23 protein-coding genes are annotated in these 19676 nt (G+C 36.9%); 9 read left to right on the top strand and 14 right to left on the bottom strand.

From position 1 onward, the window contains the following. Positions 1 to 4 precede the first annotated feature (4 nt). From DWQ18_07285 to DWQ18_07265, 5 genes are all read left to right on the top strand, one after another. Positions 5 to 766 (top strand): enoyl-CoA hydratase/isomerase family protein, encoded by a 762-nt coding sequence (locus tag DWQ18_07285; GenBank protein ID RDJ32977.1) that lies wholly within the window; start codon positions 5 to 7, stop codon positions 764 to 766. An 88-nt stretch (positions 767 to 854) separates the two neighbouring features. After that, a complete protein-coding gene (locus DWQ18_07280; protein ID RDJ32976.1) occupies positions 855 to 1205 on the top strand; it encodes an iron-sulfur cluster insertion protein ErpA in 351 nt (116 codons plus the stop codon). A 159-nt stretch (positions 1206 to 1364) separates the two neighbouring features. Continuing rightward, positions 1365 to 2507 carry a DNA primase gene (locus DWQ18_07275; GenBank protein RDJ32975.1) on the top strand — a complete coding sequence of 381 codons (1143 nt, stop codon included), beginning with the start codon at positions 1365 to 1367 and terminating at the stop codon, positions 2505 to 2507. Positions 2508 to 2515: 8 nt separating this feature from the next. Further along, positions 2516 to 3202 (top strand): DUF120 domain-containing protein, encoded by a 687-nt coding sequence (locus DWQ18_07270; GenBank protein RDJ32974.1) that lies wholly within the window; start codon positions 2516 to 2518, stop codon positions 3200 to 3202. Positions 3203 to 3304: 102 nt separating this feature from the next. Continuing rightward, positions 3305 to 3727, top strand: a complete 423-nt coding sequence (locus tag DWQ18_07265) for an acyl-CoA thioesterase (GenBank protein ID RDJ33430.1) — start codon at positions 3305 to 3307, stop codon at positions 3725 to 3727. A 58-nt stretch (positions 3728 to 3785) separates the two neighbouring features. Here DWQ18_07265 and DWQ18_07260 read toward each other — a convergent pair whose 3' ends face one another. From DWQ18_07260 to DWQ18_07200, 13 genes are all read right to left on the bottom strand, one after another. After that, entirely contained in the window at positions 3786 to 4403 is a 618-nt protein-coding gene (locus tag DWQ18_07260; protein ID RDJ32973.1) for a cytidyltransferase, read from the bottom strand. Positions 4404 to 4445: 42 nt separating this feature from the next. Continuing rightward, the gene (gene dph5 / locus DWQ18_07255) at positions 4446 to 5483 is read right to left on the bottom strand and encodes a diphthine synthase (protein RDJ32972.1); all 1038 of its coding nucleotides are present in this window, start codon (positions 5481 to 5483) and stop codon (positions 4446 to 4448) included. Further along, positions 5483 to 6610 (bottom strand): M20/M25/M40 family metallo-hydrolase, encoded by a 1128-nt coding sequence (locus tag DWQ18_07250; GenBank protein ID RDJ32971.1) that lies wholly within the window; start codon positions 6608 to 6610, stop codon positions 5483 to 5485. The genes dph5 and DWQ18_07250 overlap by 1 nt, the downstream gene beginning before the upstream one ends. Before the next feature lie 2 nt (positions 6611 to 6612). After that, positions 6613 to 7461 (bottom strand): lysine biosynthesis protein LysX, encoded by an 849-nt coding sequence (gene lysX, locus DWQ18_07245; GenBank protein RDJ32970.1) that lies wholly within the window; start codon positions 7459 to 7461, stop codon positions 6613 to 6615. Beyond that, positions 7458 to 7625 (bottom strand): lysine biosynthesis protein LysW, encoded by a 168-nt coding sequence (locus DWQ18_07240; GenBank protein RDJ32969.1) that lies wholly within the window; start codon positions 7623 to 7625, stop codon positions 7458 to 7460. Before DWQ18_07240 ends, lysX (DWQ18_07245) begins: the two co-directional genes overlap by 4 nt. A 23-nt stretch (positions 7626 to 7648) precedes the next feature. Beyond that, entirely contained in the window at positions 7649 to 8815 is a 1167-nt protein-coding gene (locus DWQ18_07235; GenBank protein RDJ32968.1) for a 2-isopropylmalate synthase, read from the bottom strand. Between the two features lie 115 nt (positions 8816 to 8930). Next, on the bottom strand, positions 8931 to 9350 hold the full coding sequence (locus DWQ18_07230; protein RDJ32967.1) for an Lrp/AsnC family transcriptional regulator: 420 nt from the start codon (positions 9348 to 9350) through the stop codon (positions 8931 to 8933). Beyond that, complete coding sequence (locus tag DWQ18_07225) at positions 9343 to 10518, bottom strand: aminotransferase class III-fold pyridoxal phosphate-dependent enzyme (protein ID RDJ32966.1); 1176 nt, start codon at positions 10516 to 10518, stop codon at positions 9343 to 9345. Before DWQ18_07225 ends, DWQ18_07230 begins: the two co-directional genes overlap by 8 nt. Continuing rightward, positions 10511 to 11314, bottom strand: coding sequence for a [LysW]-aminoadipate/[LysW]-glutamate kinase (locus DWQ18_07220; GenBank protein ID RDJ32965.1), 804 nt, complete (start codon positions 11312 to 11314; stop codon positions 10511 to 10513). The genes DWQ18_07225 and DWQ18_07220 overlap by 8 nt, the downstream gene beginning before the upstream one ends. A gap of 3 nt (positions 11315 to 11317) precedes the next feature. Further along, positions 11318 to 12364: an N-acetyl-gamma-glutamyl-phosphate reductase gene (locus DWQ18_07215; protein RDJ32964.1), complete on the bottom strand. Its 1047-nt coding sequence runs from the start codon at positions 12362 to 12364 to the stop codon at positions 11318 to 11320. Between the two features lie 28 nt (positions 12365 to 12392). Continuing rightward, entirely contained in the window at positions 12393 to 13247 is an 855-nt protein-coding gene (lysX, locus tag DWQ18_07210) for a lysine biosynthesis protein LysX (GenBank protein RDJ32963.1), read from the bottom strand. Then, complete coding sequence (locus DWQ18_07205; GenBank protein RDJ33429.1) at positions 13247 to 13414, bottom strand: lysine biosynthesis protein LysW; 168 nt, start codon at positions 13412 to 13414, stop codon at positions 13247 to 13249. Before DWQ18_07205 ends, lysX (DWQ18_07210) begins: the two co-directional genes overlap by 1 nt. Before the next feature lie 8 nt (positions 13415 to 13422). Next, entirely contained in the window at positions 13423 to 14610 is a 1188-nt protein-coding gene (locus DWQ18_07200; GenBank protein ID RDJ32962.1) for an argininosuccinate synthase, read from the bottom strand. 148 nt (positions 14611 to 14758) lie between these two features. Here DWQ18_07200 and DWQ18_07195 point away from each other — a divergent pair, with 148 nt between their 5' ends. From DWQ18_07195 to DWQ18_07185, 3 genes are read left to right on the top strand one after another with little or no spacing between them, the layout of a single operon-like run. After that, positions 14759 to 15790, top strand: coding sequence for an aliphatic sulfonate ABC transporter substrate-binding protein (locus tag DWQ18_07195; GenBank protein RDJ32961.1), 1032 nt, complete (start codon positions 14759 to 14761; stop codon positions 15788 to 15790). After that, entirely contained in the window at positions 15783 to 16547 is a 765-nt protein-coding gene (locus DWQ18_07190) for an ABC transporter ATP-binding protein (protein RDJ32960.1), read from the top strand. The genes DWQ18_07195 and DWQ18_07190 overlap by 8 nt, the downstream gene beginning before the upstream one ends. A 4-nt stretch (positions 16548 to 16551) precedes the next feature. Further along, complete coding sequence (locus DWQ18_07185) at positions 16552 to 17310, top strand: ABC transporter permease (protein RDJ32959.1); 759 nt, start codon at positions 16552 to 16554, stop codon at positions 17308 to 17310. A gap of 133 nt (positions 17311 to 17443) precedes the next feature. Here DWQ18_07185 and DWQ18_07180 read toward each other — a convergent pair whose 3' ends face one another. After that, the gene (locus tag DWQ18_07180) at positions 17444 to 18562 is read right to left on the bottom strand and encodes an MFS transporter (protein ID RDJ32958.1); all 1119 of its coding nucleotides are present in this window, start codon (positions 18560 to 18562) and stop codon (positions 17444 to 17446) included. 123 nt (positions 18563 to 18685) lie between these two features. On the opposite strand from DWQ18_07180, the gene DWQ18_07175 reads away from it, so the two are divergent. After that, positions 18686 to 19648: a methionine synthase gene (locus DWQ18_07175; GenBank protein ID RDJ32957.1), complete on the top strand. Its 963-nt coding sequence runs from the start codon at positions 18686 to 18688 to the stop codon at positions 19646 to 19648. Positions 19649 to 19676 lie beyond the last annotated feature (28 nt).

Raw genomic sequence — 19676 nt, 5'->3', positions numbered from 1 at the left:
TTCAATGTCGCTAGTTACTACATCTACTTCTGATGGCATTTGCACTGTCAAGATAAACAGACCTGATAAACTCAACGCAATGAACATGGATGTTGCAAAGGAGTTAATCAAAACATTCGAATCTATTGGAACCGATGACAAAATCAAAGTCATCATTCTCACTGGTGAAGGAGAAAAAGCCTTCTCTGCAGGAGCAGACATTGAATACATGTCAAAAATTTCTGCAGACGAATCAGTCGAATATGCAAAACTTGGTCAGCTAGTTACTTCAACAGTAGAATTAGTTAAACAACCAACAATTGCTGCAGTAAATGGATTTGCACTTGGCGGAGGATGTGAACTTGCAATGTCTTGTGATATTAGAATCGCTGCAGACACTGCAAAACTTGGACAACCGGAAGTAACAATCGGTGTCCCTCCTGGATGGGGTGGTACACAAAGATTGATGAGAATAGTGGGCATAGCAAAAGCAAAAGAGCTTGTGTACACTGGTAAGATGATTAAAGCTGATGAGGCAAAAGAGATTGGTCTGGTGAACCATGTTGTTCCATTAGCATCACTAACAGAAGAAGCAAACAAAATGGCTCAACAAATTGCTGCAAACTCTACGATGGGAGTTTTAATGTCAAAGATTGCAATCAATAAAGGAAGAAACGCAGATCTTGATACTGGACTGTCTCTAGAATTATTGGCTTGGAGAAATTGCTTTACACATCCTGATCGTAAAGAAAGAATGACTGCATTTGTAAACAAGTCAAAAAAATAAGCTATCCCTAATTTTCCTTCTTATTTTGTTAAATTCCTAGTCGGTACCGTGTGAAAAGCTTATTATAATTTGAGAATGCATTTTGGTCATGGCAACTGAGCAAACTCAAAAAATTGTAACTGTCACTCCAAAGGCTGCTGAAAAGATCAAAGAATTCATGGCTGAGGAATCTGAGAAACCTGAGTATCTTCGAGTTTATGTTCAAGGTGGAGGTTGTTCAGGATTATCCTATGGAATGGGATTTGAAAAACAACCAGAAGAAGATGATAAGGTAATTGAAGAAAACGGAGTAAAACTCGTTATCGATAGTTACAGTATCGACCATCTACAAGGTGCAAACGTCGACTATATCGAGAGTCTGATGGGTTCTGGATTCAAAATCAACAATCCAAACGTAACCAAATCATGTTCTTGTGGTCACTCTTTTAGCACAGAGTAAACACTCTCTTTTTTCCATTTTTATCTTTTAGAAGAGGATCCCAAGCTCAAATTTTAAGAAATTTTTGCAGATTTTACGGATTTTCTGTAAAAACTATCGATAAGCAAATATATTCAACTCTAGAAGTAATCTCATTATGTATAAGGAGATGATAATGTTATGTCAAAATCAGGAATTGTCAAATATCATGTTAAGCTTTCCTATGAAGTTGATGGACTCGTTGAAAGGGCAGATATAATCGGCGCAATCTTCGGTCAAACAGAAGGACTGTTGGGACCAGAGATGAATCTCAACGAACTCCAAAGAGTATCCAAAGTTGGAAGAATTGAAGTAAACACCAATAGCACTGCAAACACTACAAAGGGTGACGCACTAATTCCAATGAGTACTGACATTGATACCTGCGCACTAATTGCTGCAGCTATTGAGAGTATTGATAAAGTTGGACCATTTGATTGTAAATTTACTCTAGATGCAATTGATGATGTAAGGGCTGCAAAGAAAGACGATATTGTCCGAAGAGCAAAAGAGATCAAGCAAAAATGGGCAACAAAAACTGTTAGCGAGGGTGACACCATGCTAAAAGATGTTCATGAAGGCAACTCTGGTAAAGTTATGACATACGGACCATCAAATCTTCCATGTGGTTCTGGCGTCTTTGATTCAAGTTGGGTAATTCTTGTCGAAGGTCGTGCAGATATTATCAACTTACTTCGAGCTGGTTATGATAATACACTTGCAATTGAAGGTGCAAGAATAGATGAATCAATAAAAGAACTCTGTAACAAAAAAGATCATGTTGTTGCATTTCTTGATGGTGACAGGTCTGGCGGCTTTATTCTCAAAGAGCTAAAATCAGTTGTTAACATTGATTATGAACTTCGTGCAGATTCTGGAATTGAAGTTGAAGAACTCACTCCGACAAGAATTGATGAAATTCTTGGTCCAGTTGCAAAAGAAATTGAAGGAGGTTCTAAACCAAAGACAGCTGCAAAAACTGAGGATAAGCCTATTGCAGATTTGGCATCACAGATTTATCCTAATCTCAATGAAACTCTAGAAGCAATCGCACTTGATGGTGACAAAAAAGAGATATTCAAAGTACCAATTAGTGAGCTTGTTAGCAAATTATCAAGTCAATCTGGAGTCAAGTATCTTGTACTTGATGGAATCATTACACAACGATTACTTGAAGGTGCAAAGAATGCAGGAATAGAATGTGTTATTGGTCATAGAGTTGCAAAACTAACTAATGCAGACGGATTAACTCTAAGAACCTTTTCAGAACTAGGCGTTGTTTAGAATTTTTAATGACTGACATTAAGATTCAACACATTCTTACGCTATCTTATCTCTTATCAAAAGGCGCAAAATACAATTTTGTACCTGTAACTACTTCCGCATTAGGAAAGAACATAAAAAAATCTCAGCAAGCAGCATCCAAGCACCTTGTGGAATTAGAACAAGGTGGGTTCATAGAAAGAATCCTAAATGGAAGGGTGTCTTCTGTAAAAATTACCTCAAAAGGATTTGCAGAGATGATAAAACTCTCAACAATACTGAATTCTAGCCTGAAATCTTCACCCTCGCACATTGAGCTTCGTGGAAATTTGATCTCTGGAATGGGAGAAGGTGCATACTATATGTCGCTTAAAGGATACACAAAACAATTCAAAAGTAAAATTGGATATGTACCATTTCCAGGTACTCTAAATGTCAAACTAGATTCAAAAGAAAACATTGAATCAATCAGGCAATTTGATGCCTTGGATGGAGTATTGATTAAAGGATTTTCTGATGGAAAGAGAACATATGGATGGGTCAAGTGCTTCTCAGCTACTCTAAACAAATCAGTTGACTGTCAATTAATCAGACTAGAGAGAACTCACCACGATCCTTCAGTAATTGAGCTAATATCAAAAACAAATATTCGAAAACACGCAAAATTATCTGACGGCTCCAAAGTAGTAATTAAAATTCCAATCAATTCAAAATAATTTCAAATGTACGAGAGTTAATATCATTGAGTGAATCACAAAAAGTGAGAATTATTGAAAGCAAAAAAACCAAGTGATTCCAAGGCTGAAATAACAGTTAGAATGTTTCCATCTGAAGCAAATCCTGCTGGAAATATCTTTGGTGGGGAAATTTTAAAACAGATTGATACTGTTGCAGGAATTGTAGCTCAAAGACATTGTGAGACCAATGCAGTCACTGCAAGCATTGATCGTGTAAATTTTCTAAAGCCTGTATTTGTTGGAAATGTCTTGGATTTGCATGCAAGAATTAACTATGTCCATCGGTCTTCAATGGAAATTGAGATTACTGTGGAGGCTGAAGACCTTCGAACTGGCAACAAAGCCCTTACTGGTACTGCCTTTGTTACAATGGTTGCATTAGATGATAATGGCAAGCCCACACCGGTACCAGAATTAATTCTTGAAACTGAAGATGAAAAAAAGCGATTCAAAGATGGTGAAAAACGAATGCAGCAAAGAATCAGTGAAAGAAAAAAACTTTAACGATTAGAAGTAATTTTTTTGAGGATCTAAATGCGAATCGAAAGAGATTCGAACTTAATTAGATATCGTGTATTGCATCGCCGTATTCTTTTTCAATCTTTGAACTTGAAATCTCTGGTACGGGGGATTGCAGCCTTGCAACCTTGATGTCTAGATTGAGTTTTTTGCACCCATCAGTGATGAACTTTTCCTGGTGAACTTGATCATATCCTAGTGCAATGATCTGAGGGTTTACAAACTCGACAGTCTTGAAGATATCTCCTTTCTGACCTATGATACACAAATCAACCATTGAAAGAGAATTTACCAAAACCCTTCGTTCATTTTGATTGTGAAGCGGTCTTCTCTTTTTCATCTTTTCAGCAGTATCATCTGTTGCCACTACGACAACTAAGACATTACCAAGCTCTTTTGCAGAGTTTAATGTGTGAATGTGGCCTGGATGGATAATATCAAAGACTCCTCCTGTCAATACTACCCGTAAGGAAGTCCTACCTACTTCAGTCAACGTGTATTTTTCCTTCTCAATTAACCCATTATTTCTTAAATTCAAAATTCTGTCTATAACATATTCCTCAGAAAGATTGCTCTTTTGTCTCACTAATTTCACAGGATCGCCCCCAATAAGGTTTGAAACAAAAATTGAACAGAGAATTGAGTTATCTATTTCATCCAAACTGTATAATGTAATCTTGACCCTTTCTTTAACTCATCGATACTACATTTTGGGGTCCATACCTTTTGCAATTCTTAGTGCATCTACTAGCCCATCAGCATACCCTATGCTAAGAATTGCTACATCATCTTTTCCTTGCTCCAAAAATTTCTCTGCGTCTTGAACATACAGTTCTGCATTCTCTAAAATTTCACAATATTCCTTAGAATCTTTGTAATGAGGAGCAATCTCTTTTATTGCATCTCTAACCATTGGAACGTACTTCTCTAGCATTTGAGTTGGGATCTTTTTTATTTTCTCAGAGTTACTAACGGGCTCATCCAGACATTTTACCAAAACTTTCAATGCGTCAGACTCTGTAAAGTGCAAGTTGCCAGGAATTATTATGGTGTGTGGGGGCTTGCCAAAGTCTACATTTTGAATCTTGTTAATACTTCCACAAATAATTTTTTGAGTTTTAAATCCAATTCTTGATGCAACAATTACAAATGTTGATTTACTAATTACCTTTCTAATCTGTTCTGCTTCTGTCTCTATCAAATCATGTAATGCATCATTTGGTTTTAAAAAAAAGTCCTTATCCTGATTGTACTCTAAAAGCAAAATGGTATGATTTCCTTCAATCAAATTTTTGTATGTTACATAATATGGTGTAGTTAATGATTTTTCCTCACTCATTATTGTTGCAATTCTTCCTACTTTGTAATAGTGTAAACCGCACTCTCCGACCATAGATGTAATGGATGATGCAGCATGAATGGAATACGTTTTAATTTTTTCATTAATTGCACGGGTTCTTAGTTCTATGTGTGTAGTTGCAATGTAAGGATCCCCATATGAAATTAATGAAACTTTTTTCCTTTTAGCATTTTTTAAAATCTCTTTTCCATCTTCTACCATCCATCGTTTGGCAATCTTAAACTCCCCTTTGATTTTTTTCTTAAACTTTGAGAGCTCTACTTTACTAATCGGACTAGTAAATGCCTCAAGGTAGACAATATCTGATTTTTTTAATACATCGAGTGTTTCATTTGATAATGAATTCAACCCAGAAACTCCGATGCCAATAAACCACAGCATTATTGGTTTTTTCTATCGTGTAGTCTTTTTAAATGATGCAAGGTCTTCTTGAGGACCTCAATTCCTCTTAGGTACTCATCAATTGAGACCTTTTCATCAATGGTGTGCGCCTGATGTGGGTCACCTGGCCCATAAGTTACCACAGGGATTTTCATCCTATTGCCTATGACATTCATGTCTCCTGTGCCTGTTTTTCTAATCAAAGTTGGTCTTGCATGCTCCACCTCCATGACTCCTAGGGTAAATGCTCTAACTAGTGGTGAGTTATGTGGTGCCTCAAATGGCTCTGTCTCATCGAGAATAGAGTAGAATGCTTCGACTTCTCTTTTCTTAGATACTTCTTGAACTGATTTTGCAATTTTTTCTTCAACCATCTTACAATTCATGTCGACTGGAATTCTAATGTCCAGAATCGTTTCACATTCCTTTGGAGTTACATTGTGGCTTGTACCTCCTTTGATCTCAGTGATGGTTGCAGTTAACATCATGCTCTTTTTCTTTGCGTCTTGCCCTGCTTCTAGTGCTCTCTTTACTTCCTGAGTAAACACTGCTGATTCTTCAATTGCGTTTTTTGCAAGCCATGGTGCACTTGCATGAGCGCTGTCACCAACATTGATCTTTAGATTAATTGCTAAACGACCCTTGTATGCAATGGTTACTTGTCTGATTCCACTTGGCTCGCCAAACACTGCATAGTCTAAATCTAATTTTTGTTGTACTAGATTTTTAATTCCTGTTGCGTTTCCTTCCTCATCAACTGCGCCACAAAATATCACTGTGCCATTATTGTTCTGCACAGATGCTGCTGCAAATAACATTGCCATCAACGGAGCTTTTGCATCAGATGCTCCTCTGCCAAACAGATTATCGCCTTCTTTTCTAACCTTAATCTTTCCTGGAACTGTATCCATGTGTCCACACAAAAGAATTCTTGGCGAGCCAGAGCCTTTCTTTGCAATAATATTTCCAACCTCATCAATGTGAATGTCTTCAAAACCAAGATCATCACACTTGTCTGCAAGAAATTCTGCAACTGGCTTTTCACTTAATGACGGTGTGTACAATCGTAGTACTTTTTCTAGCATCTTTACTGCAAATCGTGGTGTAACTGTAAATGTGGAATCCATTTCTATCTTTTAGATTCTAAGGCGTAGTCAATCATGAGTGATGGAATATCAACTTCACAGACTCTAACTGTGTTTTTGTATTCTGTAGTGTTGTTTACTTCGTGAACGACGAGTCCCCTGTCGTCACTTTCCATCAAATCAACGCCTACGATTTGTCCCTGGACTGCATTTTTAGCTTTAATACAAATATCTTCTAATTCATTAGTGACCTCACATTTTTCTGCTCGTCCTCCTAATGCCATGTTTGTCTTCCAATTTCCATCTCCAGAATTTCTATAAATTGCCGCCACTACTTTGTCCCCTACCATGATTGCTCTAATGTCCCGTGGTGGTCTTTGCACAAACTCTTCTAAATAATGTATTTGATAAATTGGATACATCTTTTCTCTTCCTTCTATAATGCCTTCTGCAGAATCTTTGTCATTAATTTTTGAGATCATTCTTCCCCAACTTCCAACTGTTGGCTTGATGACTTTTGGATATCCTTCTTTTTCAAGTGCTTCGATTGCAGCTTCTTTTGAAAATGCAACAGTAGCATAAGGAGTTGGAACTCCAAACTTTCTTAGTAACATATGAGTATACAATTTGTTTCCTGCAAAAATTCCTGTATTGAGACAGTTGATTACGTTGACCCCCATCCCTTCAAGTGCTGCAGTAGAGTGAACATTTCTGTAGTAACTTACGCATCTCTGGATAACTGTTCCAAAACCATCTCGTTTGCTGTCTAATTGTAATGAAAGTTTCTTACAATCAAACATTTCTAGATTAACGTTCTTTTTTTTTCCCGCTTCTAGTAACGCTTTTTCTTCCCATCGGATGGTATCGTAAAGAACAGTAATGTCAGGGGTCACTGCCCCCAATCCTCGCCTACCGTTTGGGCGGGCTTTAGATCAAAACCTCCTGATGATTTAACTAATTCATAACTTGCACCACATTCTGGGCAGGTTACAATCTCTCCTTCTACTGCATCGCTTGGGATTGAAATATTTGCGTCACATTCATCACAACTTGCCAATTTGATCTCTCACTTCCTCTCCATTATTTGTCATTAATTATCTTTCTTTCCAGCCTGTCTTCTAGTGGGATCTCAATCAAGTCACCCATTCGCAGGTTTTTCAAGCCTGCAGCCACATCTTTGGCTCCTTGGTCGTCTTTTTCCAAGCCTAATAATGACATTAGATAGGCAGCACCAGTCTTTCCTGCCAGTTCTCCAAAAACAATCCTCCTTCTATTACCCACAATTCTTGGTGGGATTGGCTCGTATGCAGCAGGGTTTCTTAGAATAGCTGCAAGATGAGTTCCTGCTTTATGCTTGTATGCTGAGGTTCCTACGATTGGTTTTGAATCATATGGTGGAATTGAGGTATAATCTTCAATTAATCTAGAAAGATCCTGTAACATGTCTAGTCTCAAATCATTTGGTGATTTGTAAAGATAAGTCAAAGCCACTGCTACTTCTGCAAGTGCTGGAATACCTGTTCTTTCACCAATTCCATCAATAGTAGTGTGAATCTGATCCACTCCTGCATCACATGCTGCAAATGCATTTGCTAATGCAAAGCCGATATCATTGTGTACATGAGCATCTAGTGGTGTATCTATTTCATCTCGAACTTTTTTAACAAAATTATACATTCCAATTGGTCGCATAATTCCAACAGTATCAGGTAAACTAATTCTATCTACACCTGCATCCGAAATTGCTCGGCACACTTCAAGCAAAAATTTAGGATCTGCTCTACTGCCATCCTCTACTGTAAATCTAATTTTAAGACCATGTGACTTTGCATACTCTACAGTTTCCACTGCGCGACGTAGTGCCTCTTCTCTTGAAATTCTTAACTTGTCTTTAAGATGAATATCTGAAATGCCTAGATAACCTGCAACCCATTTTGCATCACAGCTAAGAGACACATCAATGTCTTCTTTTAATGCTCTACCATGAGAAACAATATCTGCTTTTAATCCTTGTTTGATAATTGTTTTAGTTGCTTCTTTATGATCTTGTGATACTACTGGTGAGATTTCAATCTGGTCTACACCAAAATAATCAAGCATCCATGCAATCTGAATTCTTTGTTTGTTTGTAAAAGATACTCCTGGATGTTGTTCCCCTTCACGAAGGGTGCTGTCAAGAATTCGTATCTTCTTTGGATTCTTTGAATATGCGTTGTATTGATTTGCATAGTGATTCGGATCGTTCATTGCAGAATTCGTTAATCAAGTCAGTAAATATAAACATATTCGTACTAACTTCGTCGATTTTAACGCTTTTTGATCCTAGATTAGTTAAAAGGAAAATTAAAGATCCGATTCTCGCTTAGCTTATTGTTTTAAGAATAATTACAGAGTTACTATCCACCACGCCAGGAACTTTTCTTATTGCATCAATACTACTGTTAATTTCTGTGATGTTTGGTGCACTCATGATGACAATAATGTCGTACTGTCCTGTAATCTCATAGACTGTTTTTACTCCGTCTAATTTTGTTAGTTTTGTAGAAACCTTTGATGTATCCATTCCTGAATCCACTGATACTAGTATAATTGCTTTTGTTGCATTCTCTTCTCCTACTTCAATGGTGAATTTTTTAATCGTACCACTATCGACTAGATTTTTTACTCTACGTCTTACAGCAGATTCTGATAACTTTAGTTTTTTTCCAATATCTACAAATGATTCTCTAGAATCGTTTCTTAGGGCTTCGATTATTTTTTCATCGATTTTATCTCTAAACATTACGTCTTTCTTCCTCTCTTGTTAGCAATACATCTAGTGTATCTAAAACTTTTGTAATATCTTCTTCAGAAATCACAAGAGGGGGCAATAGTCGAAGTATGTTTCTGCCTGAGTAAAGTAGTAAAATTCCTTCCTTGATGCCCTCCATCAAAATGTCTTTTACTTCGAATTTCAATTCCACTCCAATCATTAGGCCTTTTCCCCTTACTTCTCTGATGATATCGTGTTTTTCTTGTAGCTTTTTCAAACCATCAATGAATTTTTCTCCATTTTTCTCTGCATTTTTTATCAATCCATCTTGTGTAAGTGCATGAATTGTTCCAATACCTGCTGCACAAGAAAGTGGATTTCCTCCAAATGTTGAAGAATGTTCTCCTTTGCTCATGCATGACAGAATTTCTGGTTTGACAAGTGTTGCACCCATTGGTACTCCTCCTGCAATTCCTTTTGCAAGGCACATAATATCTGGTGTTGTATTCCAGTGCTCTGATGCCCACATTCGGCCTGTTCTGCCAAGACCTGCCTGAATTTCGTCAAAAATTAAGAGGATTCCTTTTTCATCACACAGCTTACGTACATCTTCCAAGAATCCATCTGGTGCAACATGTATTCCACTTTCTCCCTGAATTGGCTCCATTATTACAAATCCAGTATCCTCATTAATTGTAGAACGTAATTCGTTAATGTCGCCAAATGAAGAAAATGATACTTGCTCTACGAGTGGTTCAAACATCTTTCTATATTTTGGATTAAATGTAAGTGATAATGCTCCCATTGATTTTCCATGGTATGATCCTTTCATTGCAACCATTCCTTTCTTTCCAGTAAATTTTCGAGCAAACTTGATTGCAGCTTCAATTGCTTCAGCTCCACTGTTGTTGAGATGAACTTGAGACAATCCTTTTGGAGTTTGCTTCATTAATGTTTCAAGAAATTCTTCTCTTGTCTTGTTGTATAAGGAACTATGAACTGTAATTATCTTATCCAGTTGGGATTTGATTGCATTTACTACTCGTTCATTTCTGTGTCCTACTAGTGCTACACCATAACCTCCCATGCAATCAACATACTCTTTTCCATTAGTGTCCCATACATGGGATCCTAGTCCTTTTTCAATTGTTACTGGAAATCTTTGATACAGACTTCCCATAAAGTCGTCTTCAGTCATTTTCAATTACCGTACAATTGTCATGTGCAATAGCACTTGAGATTGGATTTTCCTTTTGTCCATTTGCAATTAGGGCTTGTTTAACCCCCATATCTAATGCTTCTGTTGCTGCAAGAATCTTCTTTTCCATTCCAGGTCCAATCTTTGGACGTATCTCTTTTGCTTCTTGTAGAGATAGTTTTTGAACTAGCTTATCATCCATTAACAATCCATCAACATTGGTTACAAAAAGCACCTTGTCTGATTTTACACTTCCAGCTACATATGCTGCTGCTCTGTCCCCGTCCACATTAAGAAAGTCACCTTCTTCACTAATGGCAATTGGCGAAATTACAGGAGTTAGTCCTCGCTCAAGCAGGGATTTTATGAAATCTGCATTAATTTCCGTAATCTTTCCTGTATATCCGCCATCTATTGCCTGTTTTCGACCTTTTTCATTAATTATGAGTAGTTTTTTCTTTCTTTCCGCCTGAATAGTTTTTGCATCAACTCCTGAAACTCCTACTGCATTAATTCCGTTTTTTTGCAGCATCTGTACAATTGTTTTGTTAATTCGTCCAGACATTACCATTGTAAAAATTTCTGCAGTCTCTTTGTCTGTGTATCTACTTTTAATTCCGCTTGGAGATGTTACAAACTTTGGTTCTTTACCAAGTTGTTCACAAACTTTTGTTACTTCTTTTCCACCGCCATGTACAAGAATTACTCCTTCTTGTTGTGAAATTTTTTTTATGTCTTGAATTGTACTTGGATGTAAATTATCAACGACACTCCCACCAATCTTTATTGTAATCATTTCTTATACTGGCGTTAATGGAGTGTATCTTAATCCATCCATCTCATCAAATCCTGCCATGACATTCATGTTTTGAATTGCAGATCCTGCTGCACCCTTCATTAGATTGTCTGATGCTGAGATGGCAATTAGTCTATTGTTGTCTTCATCTAAATCAAATCCAATATCACAAAAGTTTGAACCAACTAGGAATTTTGGATCTGGGAATTTGTAAAGACCTTTTTTATCACGAATTAATCTAACAAATCTTTCTTCTCCATATGCTTGACGATACAATTTCCATAATTCTTTTTCTTCCATCTCTTTTGTCATGAATGTGTGGTTAGTACATAATATTCCTCTTACTACATCAACTGCATGTGGACTCATTGATACACGAATTTTCTTTCCTGCAATCTCACTAAGCTCTTGTTCGATTTCTCCAGTGTGTCTATGCTTTGCAGGTTTGTATGGTCTGATTACTCCTGCACGCATTGCATGACTCGTTCCTGCTCCTGCTCCTGCACCTGATGAACCAATCTTTGAATCAACTACTATATGCTCGGTGTCGATTAGATTATTCTTAATTAACGGAGCAAGAGCTAGCATTGAAGTTACTGCCATACAACCTGGGCATGATACAAGTTGTGCATTTTTTATCTGCTCTCTATGTAATTCTGGAACTCCAAATACTGATTTTGAAAGATAATCTGGGTGTGGATGTTCCCAACCATACCATTTGCCATAATCTTCTGGATTGTGTAACCTATAATCTGCACTGAGGTCGATTATCTTTAAACCTCTATCATATAGGGCTTTTACAATTTCTGTTGCAGTTCCATGTGGTACTGCAGTAAATACTAGATCACACTTGTCTGTCATTTTATCATAATCTAGTTCTGAAAATGTTAAATCAGTAAACCCTTTCAAACTTGGTTGAACTCTGTGAAGATACTCTCCGACATGTTGTCTTGAGGTAACCATTGTGATCTCGACTTTTGGATGGTTTACCAATAATCGTAAAGTTTCTCCTCCAACATAACCTGAGGCTCCAACAACTCCTACTTTCATGATATCCCCTCTTGTAGGGAGGTATAATTTATTTCCTAACGGAGTTTACTGCAAATTCTATCATTTCTTTTGGAATGTTTCGTTTTGCAACTCTTGATAATCCCTTAAACTCTACTGTATTGTTAACTTCGTGGACTACTAGCCCTTTTTCTTTGTCCTCCATCATATCTACGCCTAAAATTCCTCCTCCGACGGATTTTGATGCCTTGATTGCCAAGTCCTCGATCTCATTTGTTATCTCACAAAGCTCTGGATCAGCACCTAAGGCAATATTTGTCTTGAAACCTTCCGACTTTCTGTACATTGCACCTACTGCTTGTTCCCCTACTGTTATTACACGAATATCTCTTGGGGGCCTCTTTATCATCTCTTGAAGGTAGTAAATTCTATCATGAGGACCATCAGTGAGTTCTCTTATCTCAAACACTGCATCCATTGTGTCTTTGTCTTTTAGTGGCATAACTCCTCTTCCCCAACTACCAATTACTGGTTTTATCACCATCGGAAATCCAATTTTAGCAAGATTTTCCTCAGCTCCTTCTTTTGAGAATGAAAAGTATGTCTTTGGTGTCGGAACTTTGTGTTTTGCCAAGCACAATGTCATAAACATCTTGTTTCCACAATTTGTTGCAACGCTGAATTTGTTGATTACTGGAATATCTAAAAATTCAAGGCATGATGTAAAATGAAGACCTCTAAAGTAACTGACACATCTCTCTAGTACTACTTGACCGAAATCATAGTCAGTCTTCTTACTCTCCGTGTTTAGTTGTGTGATCTTTGCATCTATCATAGATGTGTCATATCCAAGAGATTCTGCCTCCTTTTGGAGCATCTTCTCTTCTGATCTTAATCGATCAAATACGACACAAATCTTTGACATTACTCTCCCCAGTCTTCGCCAACACTTTCTGCTTGTTTTAGCTGTACGTTTGAACCTTCTTTCTTTGCAATCTCAAAGTCAGCACCACAATCAGGGCAGGATACGATCTCTCCTACAGCGGCGTCATCGGGAATGTTTAGATTTGCATCACATTCTGGGCAATTCATAATTTTCTTCACCTTTTCTTTTGTAATTTATTAGCTTCTGTTGATTGCATTCCCCACAATTCAACAAAACCTTTGGCCAATTTTTGGTCAAAAGTAGATTCTGATCCATATGTGGCAATATCGTGACTATATAGTGAGTATTTTGACTTTCTTCCAACAACTCTCATGCTTCCTTGAAGCATCTTGATCTTTACAGTGCCTGTGACTCTACTCTGAGACTTTTCAATGAAGGCATCCAAGTTTGACTTTAATGGATCTTGCCATAATCCTGAATAAGCCAACCAAGACCATTCATCATCTACAATTGATTTGAATTTTGTTTCATGTTTTGTATGGACCATTTTTTCAAGATCAGAGTGCGCTTCTATCAGACATGATGCTGCTGGAGTTTCATAGACCTCTCGTGATTTGATTCCAACTACTCTGTCCTCAATATGATCAACAATTCCAACACCTGCTGCACCCGCCTTTTTGTTAATGTATTCAATTAGGTTAATTGGCTGCATAACTTTCCCATCAACTGCTACGGGAATTCCTTTTTCAAATTTAATTTCAAGATAAGATGGTTTTGTTGAAAGATTTTTTGTTTTGACCCAAATGAAAGCATCTGAAGGTGGCTCGTTGAATGGATCCTCTAGCACTCCACCTTCTATAGCTCTTCCCCAAAGATTTTGATCAATACTAAATCTTTTTGCAACGTTATCGATTTTGATTCCATGTTTATTTGCAAATTTTAATTCAGTCGTTCTATCCAAATTCATATCTCTAATTGGAGCTATAATTGGTAAATTGGAACCTGCACGTAATGTAATATCAAATCTTACTTGATCATTTCCTTTTCCTGAACAGCCGTGTGCAAGAGCAGTAACTTTTTCTTTCTTTGCAATTTCTAAAACTTTTTCAGCAATTAGCGGCCTTGCAAGTGCTGTTGCAAGACAATATTTTTTCTGATAAAGTGCATTTGCTTTAATTGAAGGGAAAATATATTTTTCAACAAATTCTTTTCGCGCATCAATATTGTAATGTCGTTTTACTCCAAGTTTCTTTGCTTTTGCAGCTATCTTTTTTTGGTCATCTCCTTGACCCACGTCAATTGTTACAGTTACAACATCCAAGTTGTGTTGTTCTTGGAGATACTTTACAACAACTGATGTATCTAAACCACCAGAGAATGCAAGTATTGCCTTTCCAGTCATATCGCACCTGACTGACTGTAGCTTGAAATTTATCTTTTGTGTTGAGAATCTAAAAAATATTTTGAGGGCAACTGAAATTATTTGCTGCAGCTAACTAGCTTAAGCTAAAATCCGATCATTATTTATCGGTCAGATATAACGCTGTTTTATGAAAATTACCTTGGTAGCTATTGGTATAGGGATTGTTGCAACTTTAGCTATAGCTGCTGCACTATCTATTCAGTCGGAAAATTCTCAAGATGAAATTCGTGTTGGATATTTCCCAAATATTGGTCACGCAATACCTATTGTCGGTCTTGAAAAAGGATTTTTTGTCAAAAATCTGCCTGATGTACAAATCAAAACAAGAATTTTTGATAGTGGTCCACAAGCAATAGAGGGATTGTTTGCAAATTCTATTGATATTGCTTATGTTGGGCCTGGTCCCGCAGTTAATGGATTTTTAAAATCTGATTCTAATAATATACGAATTTTGGCCGGTGCAGCAAGTGGAGGTGCTAGTTTTATCGTTCATCCTGATTCTAACATAAATTCTATTGATGACTTTGCAGGAAAACGAATTGCAGCGCCACAGGTTGCAAACTCACAAGACGTTTCACTTAGAACTTATCTAAAGGAAAACGGTCTTGAAACTGCTGAACGCGGTGGCTCTGTTTATGTATTGAACGTTGCAAATCCTGAAATCTATACGTTATTTATTAAAGGAGACATTGATGGTGCTTGGATTCCAGAACCTTGGGCAACCATCTTTGTTGAAAAATTAAATGGTAAAAGACTATTCTTTGAAGAAGATCTTTGGGCAGACAAAAAATTCTCATCTGTATTACTAATTGCCAGAGCTGATTATGTTGAAAAAAATGATAGCATAATACAAAAATGGTTAGAATCTCATCAAGAAACAGTAGAGTGGATTAATCTGAATAATGAAGAAACAGGACTTATTTATAATGACTTTTTGCATAATGAGCTTGGTACTACACTATCTGAATCTGTACTCAAAGAATCTTTTTCAAATATAGAAATTACATCAGATCCAATTCCAAAATCAATTGAAATTTTTGCAAAACGATCATATGATTTGGGATATCTTGGAAGAAATGGATATGACCTGACTGGAATCTATTATTCTAATCAAACCCTTGGAACTAAACACATGGAGATGATTTCATATCATGACTAAACTTGAAGCAAAAAATATTGTAAAATATTTCAAGCACGAAAAATATAATCTAAAAGCTCTAGGAGGAATTAATCTCCAAGTCGAAGATGGTGACTTTGTATGTCTTGTTGGTCCTTCAGGATGTGGCAAGTCTACATTCTTACGCATAGTAGCTGGACTTGAGAATCCCGATGAGGGTGAGATACTCTTTGATGGAAAGCCCGTTTCTGGTACTGGACCTGAAAGAATAATGGTATTTCAGGAAGGTGCACTTTTTCCATGGCTAAAGGTCATTGATAATGTTGAATTTGGCTTGAAGATGGCCGGAATACCAAAGGAAAAAAGATCACAAATTTCTCATCGTTATCTTGACATGATGCAGCTAACCAAATTTGCAGATTCATACACATATCAACTATCTACAGGAATGAAACAAAGAGTGGCAATTGCCCGAGCCCTCGTAATGGATCCTGATGTGTTGCTAATGGATGAACCGTTTGCTGCTCTTGATGCACAAACTCGTGACCTATTGCTAGTTGAAATGCAGCTTATCTGGGAAAGAACCAAAAAAACAATCTTGTTTGTAACTCATAATGTTTCTGAAGCTGTAGTTCTTGGATCAAAAGTTGCAATATTTAGTAACCGACCCTCAACAATAAAAAAAGAATTAGCAATTGATTATAGAAGACCAAGATTAGCCGAAGACGAACAACTAATGAAACACCAACAAGAGATTTTAGCCGAATTAAGACCTGAGGTTAAGAAAACAAAAGAGTGATGATATGAAATCTAAAATGTTATGGAAAAAAATTGCATTTTACATTGCAGTAATTGTAATCTGGCAAATAGTTGGAGATCTAAATTTCTGGCCCAATGAAATTTTTCCATCTGCATATGAGGTAGCCGAAGATCTGGTGTATAGCGCATCAGATGGAAGCCTGTTTTATGGAATTGGAACCAGCATTGCAAGATTAATCGTTGGATTGGCAATTGCAATTGTAGGTGGCATAGTACTTGGAATTTTCATGGCAAGAGTTGAGACTGTAAATCAAACAATTGGCTCACTGGTATTGGGATTACAATCTATTCCATCAGTAGCTTGGGTACCATTGGCGTTAATTTGGTTTGGCATTAGCGATGCAGGAATTATTTTTGTTACAGCCATTGGAGCAATATTTGCCGTAACAATCAACACATATTCTGGAGTCAAAAACATTGATCCTCATTACATTGAGGCTGCTCGTAACATGGGTGCAAAGGGTAGTCAATTAGTGACAAATGTTTTGATTCCTGCTGCATTCCCATACATGATAAGCGGATTCAAGCAAGGATGGGCATTTGCATGGAGAGGTGTTATTGGAGCTGAGATTCTATTCTCATTTTTAGGTCTTGGATTCCTGCTTAATGTAGGGAGACAAACAGTTGATGTCTCACAAGTAATTGCAATAATGATTATCATCATGGCAATAGGAATCGTTATTGATGGAATTGTGTTTAAACGTCTCGAAAATAAGGTAATGTCAAGATGGGGATTAAGATAATAAAATTCCCAAAGAACCCTGAATTCTAGGTCTGGCTTGAGTCCTTTGGGAGAAAATGACTCCTATCTACAATTAATTCTTGAATTTAATAGAAAGTTGTATGTTCAAATCAATAAACACTAGAATTGATGCATTATGCATTCTTTGCAATCTCTTCTCTTATTCGAAGTGAGACAAAAAATGATATCAAAATCACCGCAATGGCAAATATCATTACTCCTGAATAATTAAAAACAAAAGCAATAGTTCCTCCAATCACTGGACCGACAACTGTCGCAATTGAAATTGTAGAGCTGAAGATTCCTGTAGATGTTGAACGAGGATTATTCTCCATTAAATGAAAATTACCTCCAATAAAGAGAAACGCCCAAGTTCCTCCGACTAGTGACATAAATGGAATTGCCATCCACCAATCAGAAATTAGTATAAGCCCAACAAAAACAAAGCTAGTCATCCCTATACCAATTTTGAATTTTAATACATGCGGAATTTTTATTCTTGATGCCATCAATGTCATTATAACAAACGCAGTCAACGTGTTTGATACATACACAATTGACACCTGATACAACTCTGCACCCAATTCCTCCATTAACATAATTGGTAAAATTGTCCATACTGATGTAGCACCAATATGCCTCAATAGTAACGAAAGAAAAAGAAATTTATTTTTTACAATAACTTTTCTTGTTGTTCCAGAACCTGTTTCCTTTTCGATTAAGGTATTTGGTAATTTCATAGAGATCAACAAGCCAACAAAAAAGAATCCGCTGCTTACCAAGAACATTAATTTCACATCATTGGTAATTCCAGCAGCAATAATCCCCGCCATCCAACCTAACGCGTGAAATGAAATTATTGAAGCGACCTTTATCTTATCTTTGCCAGATTCATATGAATAGGCTATCATTGCTGGAATCATTATTCCACTAGCAACTCCTGCTCCTACTCTAGCAAGCAATAACAAACCTGTGTCGTCTGCAAAATAATGCAACCCAAAAGTAATGGCACAACTAATGAATCCTATACGAATGAACAATAGCCTTTTTCCCATTTTATCAGAAATTCTACCAAAATATAGCTCTGAAAGAATCTGTGCGAAACTAAATGACGCAACAATTATGCCAATTTCAAATAACGAGTCTGTTACTCCTTTGGCAATAATTGGCATGAATACAAAGAGGATTGAAATTCCGGCATGTTGAAAAAACGTAGCTCCTCTAATTCTATTTGAAATTCCAACTTTGTGCATTTTTTATTCCAATTTTTTGTTTTTTCAACCTAATTTGAAACATGCAATAATGATTCTACCTTTTTGTGAAGGTTATATCGCGGCAAAGAATTTAGTAGTAACAAATTCGTTTACAAATAGAATTTGACTCAAAAAGAACCATTTCTTGAAGCCCTCAAGAACCGCGTACTTCTCTTTGATGGTGCTATGGGTACTGAAATTCAGAAATTTGATCCAAAGCCTGACGATTTTCCTAACGGTAAGGATGGATTCAATGATGGCCTTGTCATCACTCATCCAGAATGGATAAAAAAAATTCATAAAAAATATCTTGAGGCAGGAGCTGACTGTATAGAGACAAACTCATTTGGCTCAAACAAACTAAAGCTTGATGAATATGGTTTTGGTGATCAAACTGTTGAATTTAATAAAAAAATAGCTCAACTTGCAGTAGAAACCACTACTGAATTTACCGATAAACCACGTTATGTCGTTGGCTCTATGGGCCCTACTGGGTTTCTTCCTAGCTCAAACGATCCAGACCTAGGACAAATACCACTAGATGAAATTCGTAGTGCATTTGCTTTACAAGCTGAAGGATTAATTCTTGGAGGAGTTGATGCATTACTTATCGAAACAAGTCAGGATATACTTGAAGTAAAACTTGCAATTGAGGGTTCACATCAAGCTATGGAAAAAACTGATAAGAAAATTCCTCTTATTGCAAATACTACTCTTGATCAATATGGAAAAATGCTTCTTGGTACAAACATTCAAGCAGCATATACTACTGTATCTGATATGGGCATTGATGTCTTTGGACTAAATTGTTCTACAGGTCCATTAGAGATGACCCCAAGTGTACAATGGCTCGATGAGCAAAAAGAGCATAATCTCCTTGTCGTTCCAAATGCTGGGATGCCTGAAAATGAAGGAGGAAAGGCCGTTTACAAAATGAGTCCGGAAGGAATGGCTAAAGCATTAGGCGATTTTCTTAATCAATTTCCAAAAGTTAGAATTATTGGCGGTTGTTGCGGTACAAACCCTGAGCATATTCGAGCACTCAGGAAAGTAATTGACGAAAAAGCTCAATCCAATAAGGGTTAAGTATTTAGAAAAATCGTTAGGTAGAAAT

It is taken from the genome of Thermoproteota archaeon (assembly GCA_003352285.1).
Taxonomy (GTDB): domain Archaea; phylum Thermoproteota; class Nitrososphaeria; order Nitrososphaerales; family Nitrosopumilaceae; genus PXYB01.
The sequence above is the reverse complement of the archived record's forward strand: the minus strand, read 5'-3'. Positions and strand labels throughout refer to the sequence as shown.

Excerpts from the sequence above, each read along its gene's own strand:
- DWQ18_07285 (RDJ32977.1), top strand. The coding sequence starts at position 5 with ATGTCGCTAGTTACTACATCTACTTCTGATGGCATTTGCACTGTCAAG.
- DWQ18_07185 (RDJ32959.1), top strand. The coding sequence starts at position 16,552 with ATGAAATCTAAAATGTTATGGAAAAAAATTGCATTTTACATTGCAGTA.
- DWQ18_07180 (RDJ32958.1), bottom strand. The coding sequence starts at position 18,562 with ATGCACAAAGTTGGAATTTCAAATAGAATTAGAGGAGCTACGTTTTTT.
- DWQ18_07190 (RDJ32960.1), top strand. The coding sequence starts at position 15,783 with ATGACTAAACTTGAAGCAAAAAATATTGTAAAATATTTCAAGCACGAA.
- DWQ18_07215 (RDJ32964.1), bottom strand. The coding sequence starts at position 12,364 with ATGAAAGTAGGAGTTGTTGGAGCCTCAGGTTATGTTGGAGGAGAAACT.
- DWQ18_07250 (RDJ32971.1), bottom strand. The coding sequence starts at position 6,610 with ATGGATTCCACATTTACAGTTACACCACGATTTGCAGTAAAGATGCTA.
- DWQ18_07230 (RDJ32967.1), bottom strand. The coding sequence starts at position 9,350 with ATGTTTAGAGATAAAATCGATGAAAAAATAATCGAAGCCCTAAGAAAC.
- DWQ18_07265 (RDJ33430.1), top strand. The coding sequence starts at position 3,305 with ATGTTTCCATCTGAAGCAAATCCTGCTGGAAATATCTTTGGTGGGGAA.
- DWQ18_07195 (RDJ32961.1), top strand. The coding sequence starts at position 14,759 with ATGAAAATTACCTTGGTAGCTATTGGTATAGGGATTGTTGCAACTTTA.
- dph5 (RDJ32972.1), bottom strand. The coding sequence starts at position 5,483 with ATGCTGTGGTTTATTGGCATCGGAGTTTCTGGGTTGAATTCATTATCA.
- DWQ18_07220 (RDJ32965.1), bottom strand. The coding sequence starts at position 11,314 with ATGATTACAATAAAGATTGGTGGGAGTGTCGTTGATAATTTACATCCA.
- DWQ18_07200 (RDJ32962.1), bottom strand. The coding sequence starts at position 14,610 with ATGACTGGAAAGGCAATACTTGCATTCTCTGGTGGTTTAGATACATCA.
- DWQ18_07275 (RDJ32975.1), top strand. The coding sequence starts at position 1,365 with ATGTCAAAATCAGGAATTGTCAAATATCATGTTAAGCTTTCCTATGAA.
- DWQ18_07235 (RDJ32968.1), bottom strand. The coding sequence starts at position 8,815 with ATGAACGATCCGAATCACTATGCAAATCAATACAACGCATATTCAAAG.
- lysX (RDJ32963.1), bottom strand. The coding sequence starts at position 13,247 with ATGTCAAAGATTTGTGTCGTATTTGATCGATTAAGATCAGAAGAGAAG.
- DWQ18_07280 (RDJ32976.1), top strand. The coding sequence starts at position 855 with ATGGCAACTGAGCAAACTCAAAAAATTGTAACTGTCACTCCAAAGGCT.
- DWQ18_07270 (RDJ32974.1), top strand. The coding sequence starts at position 2,516 with ATGACTGACATTAAGATTCAACACATTCTTACGCTATCTTATCTCTTA.
- DWQ18_07225 (RDJ32966.1), bottom strand. The coding sequence starts at position 10,518 with ATGACTGAAGACGACTTTATGGGAAGTCTGTATCAAAGATTTCCAGTA.
- DWQ18_07205 (RDJ33429.1), bottom strand. The coding sequence starts at position 13,414 with ATGAATTGCCCAGAATGTGATGCAAATCTAAACATTCCCGATGACGCC.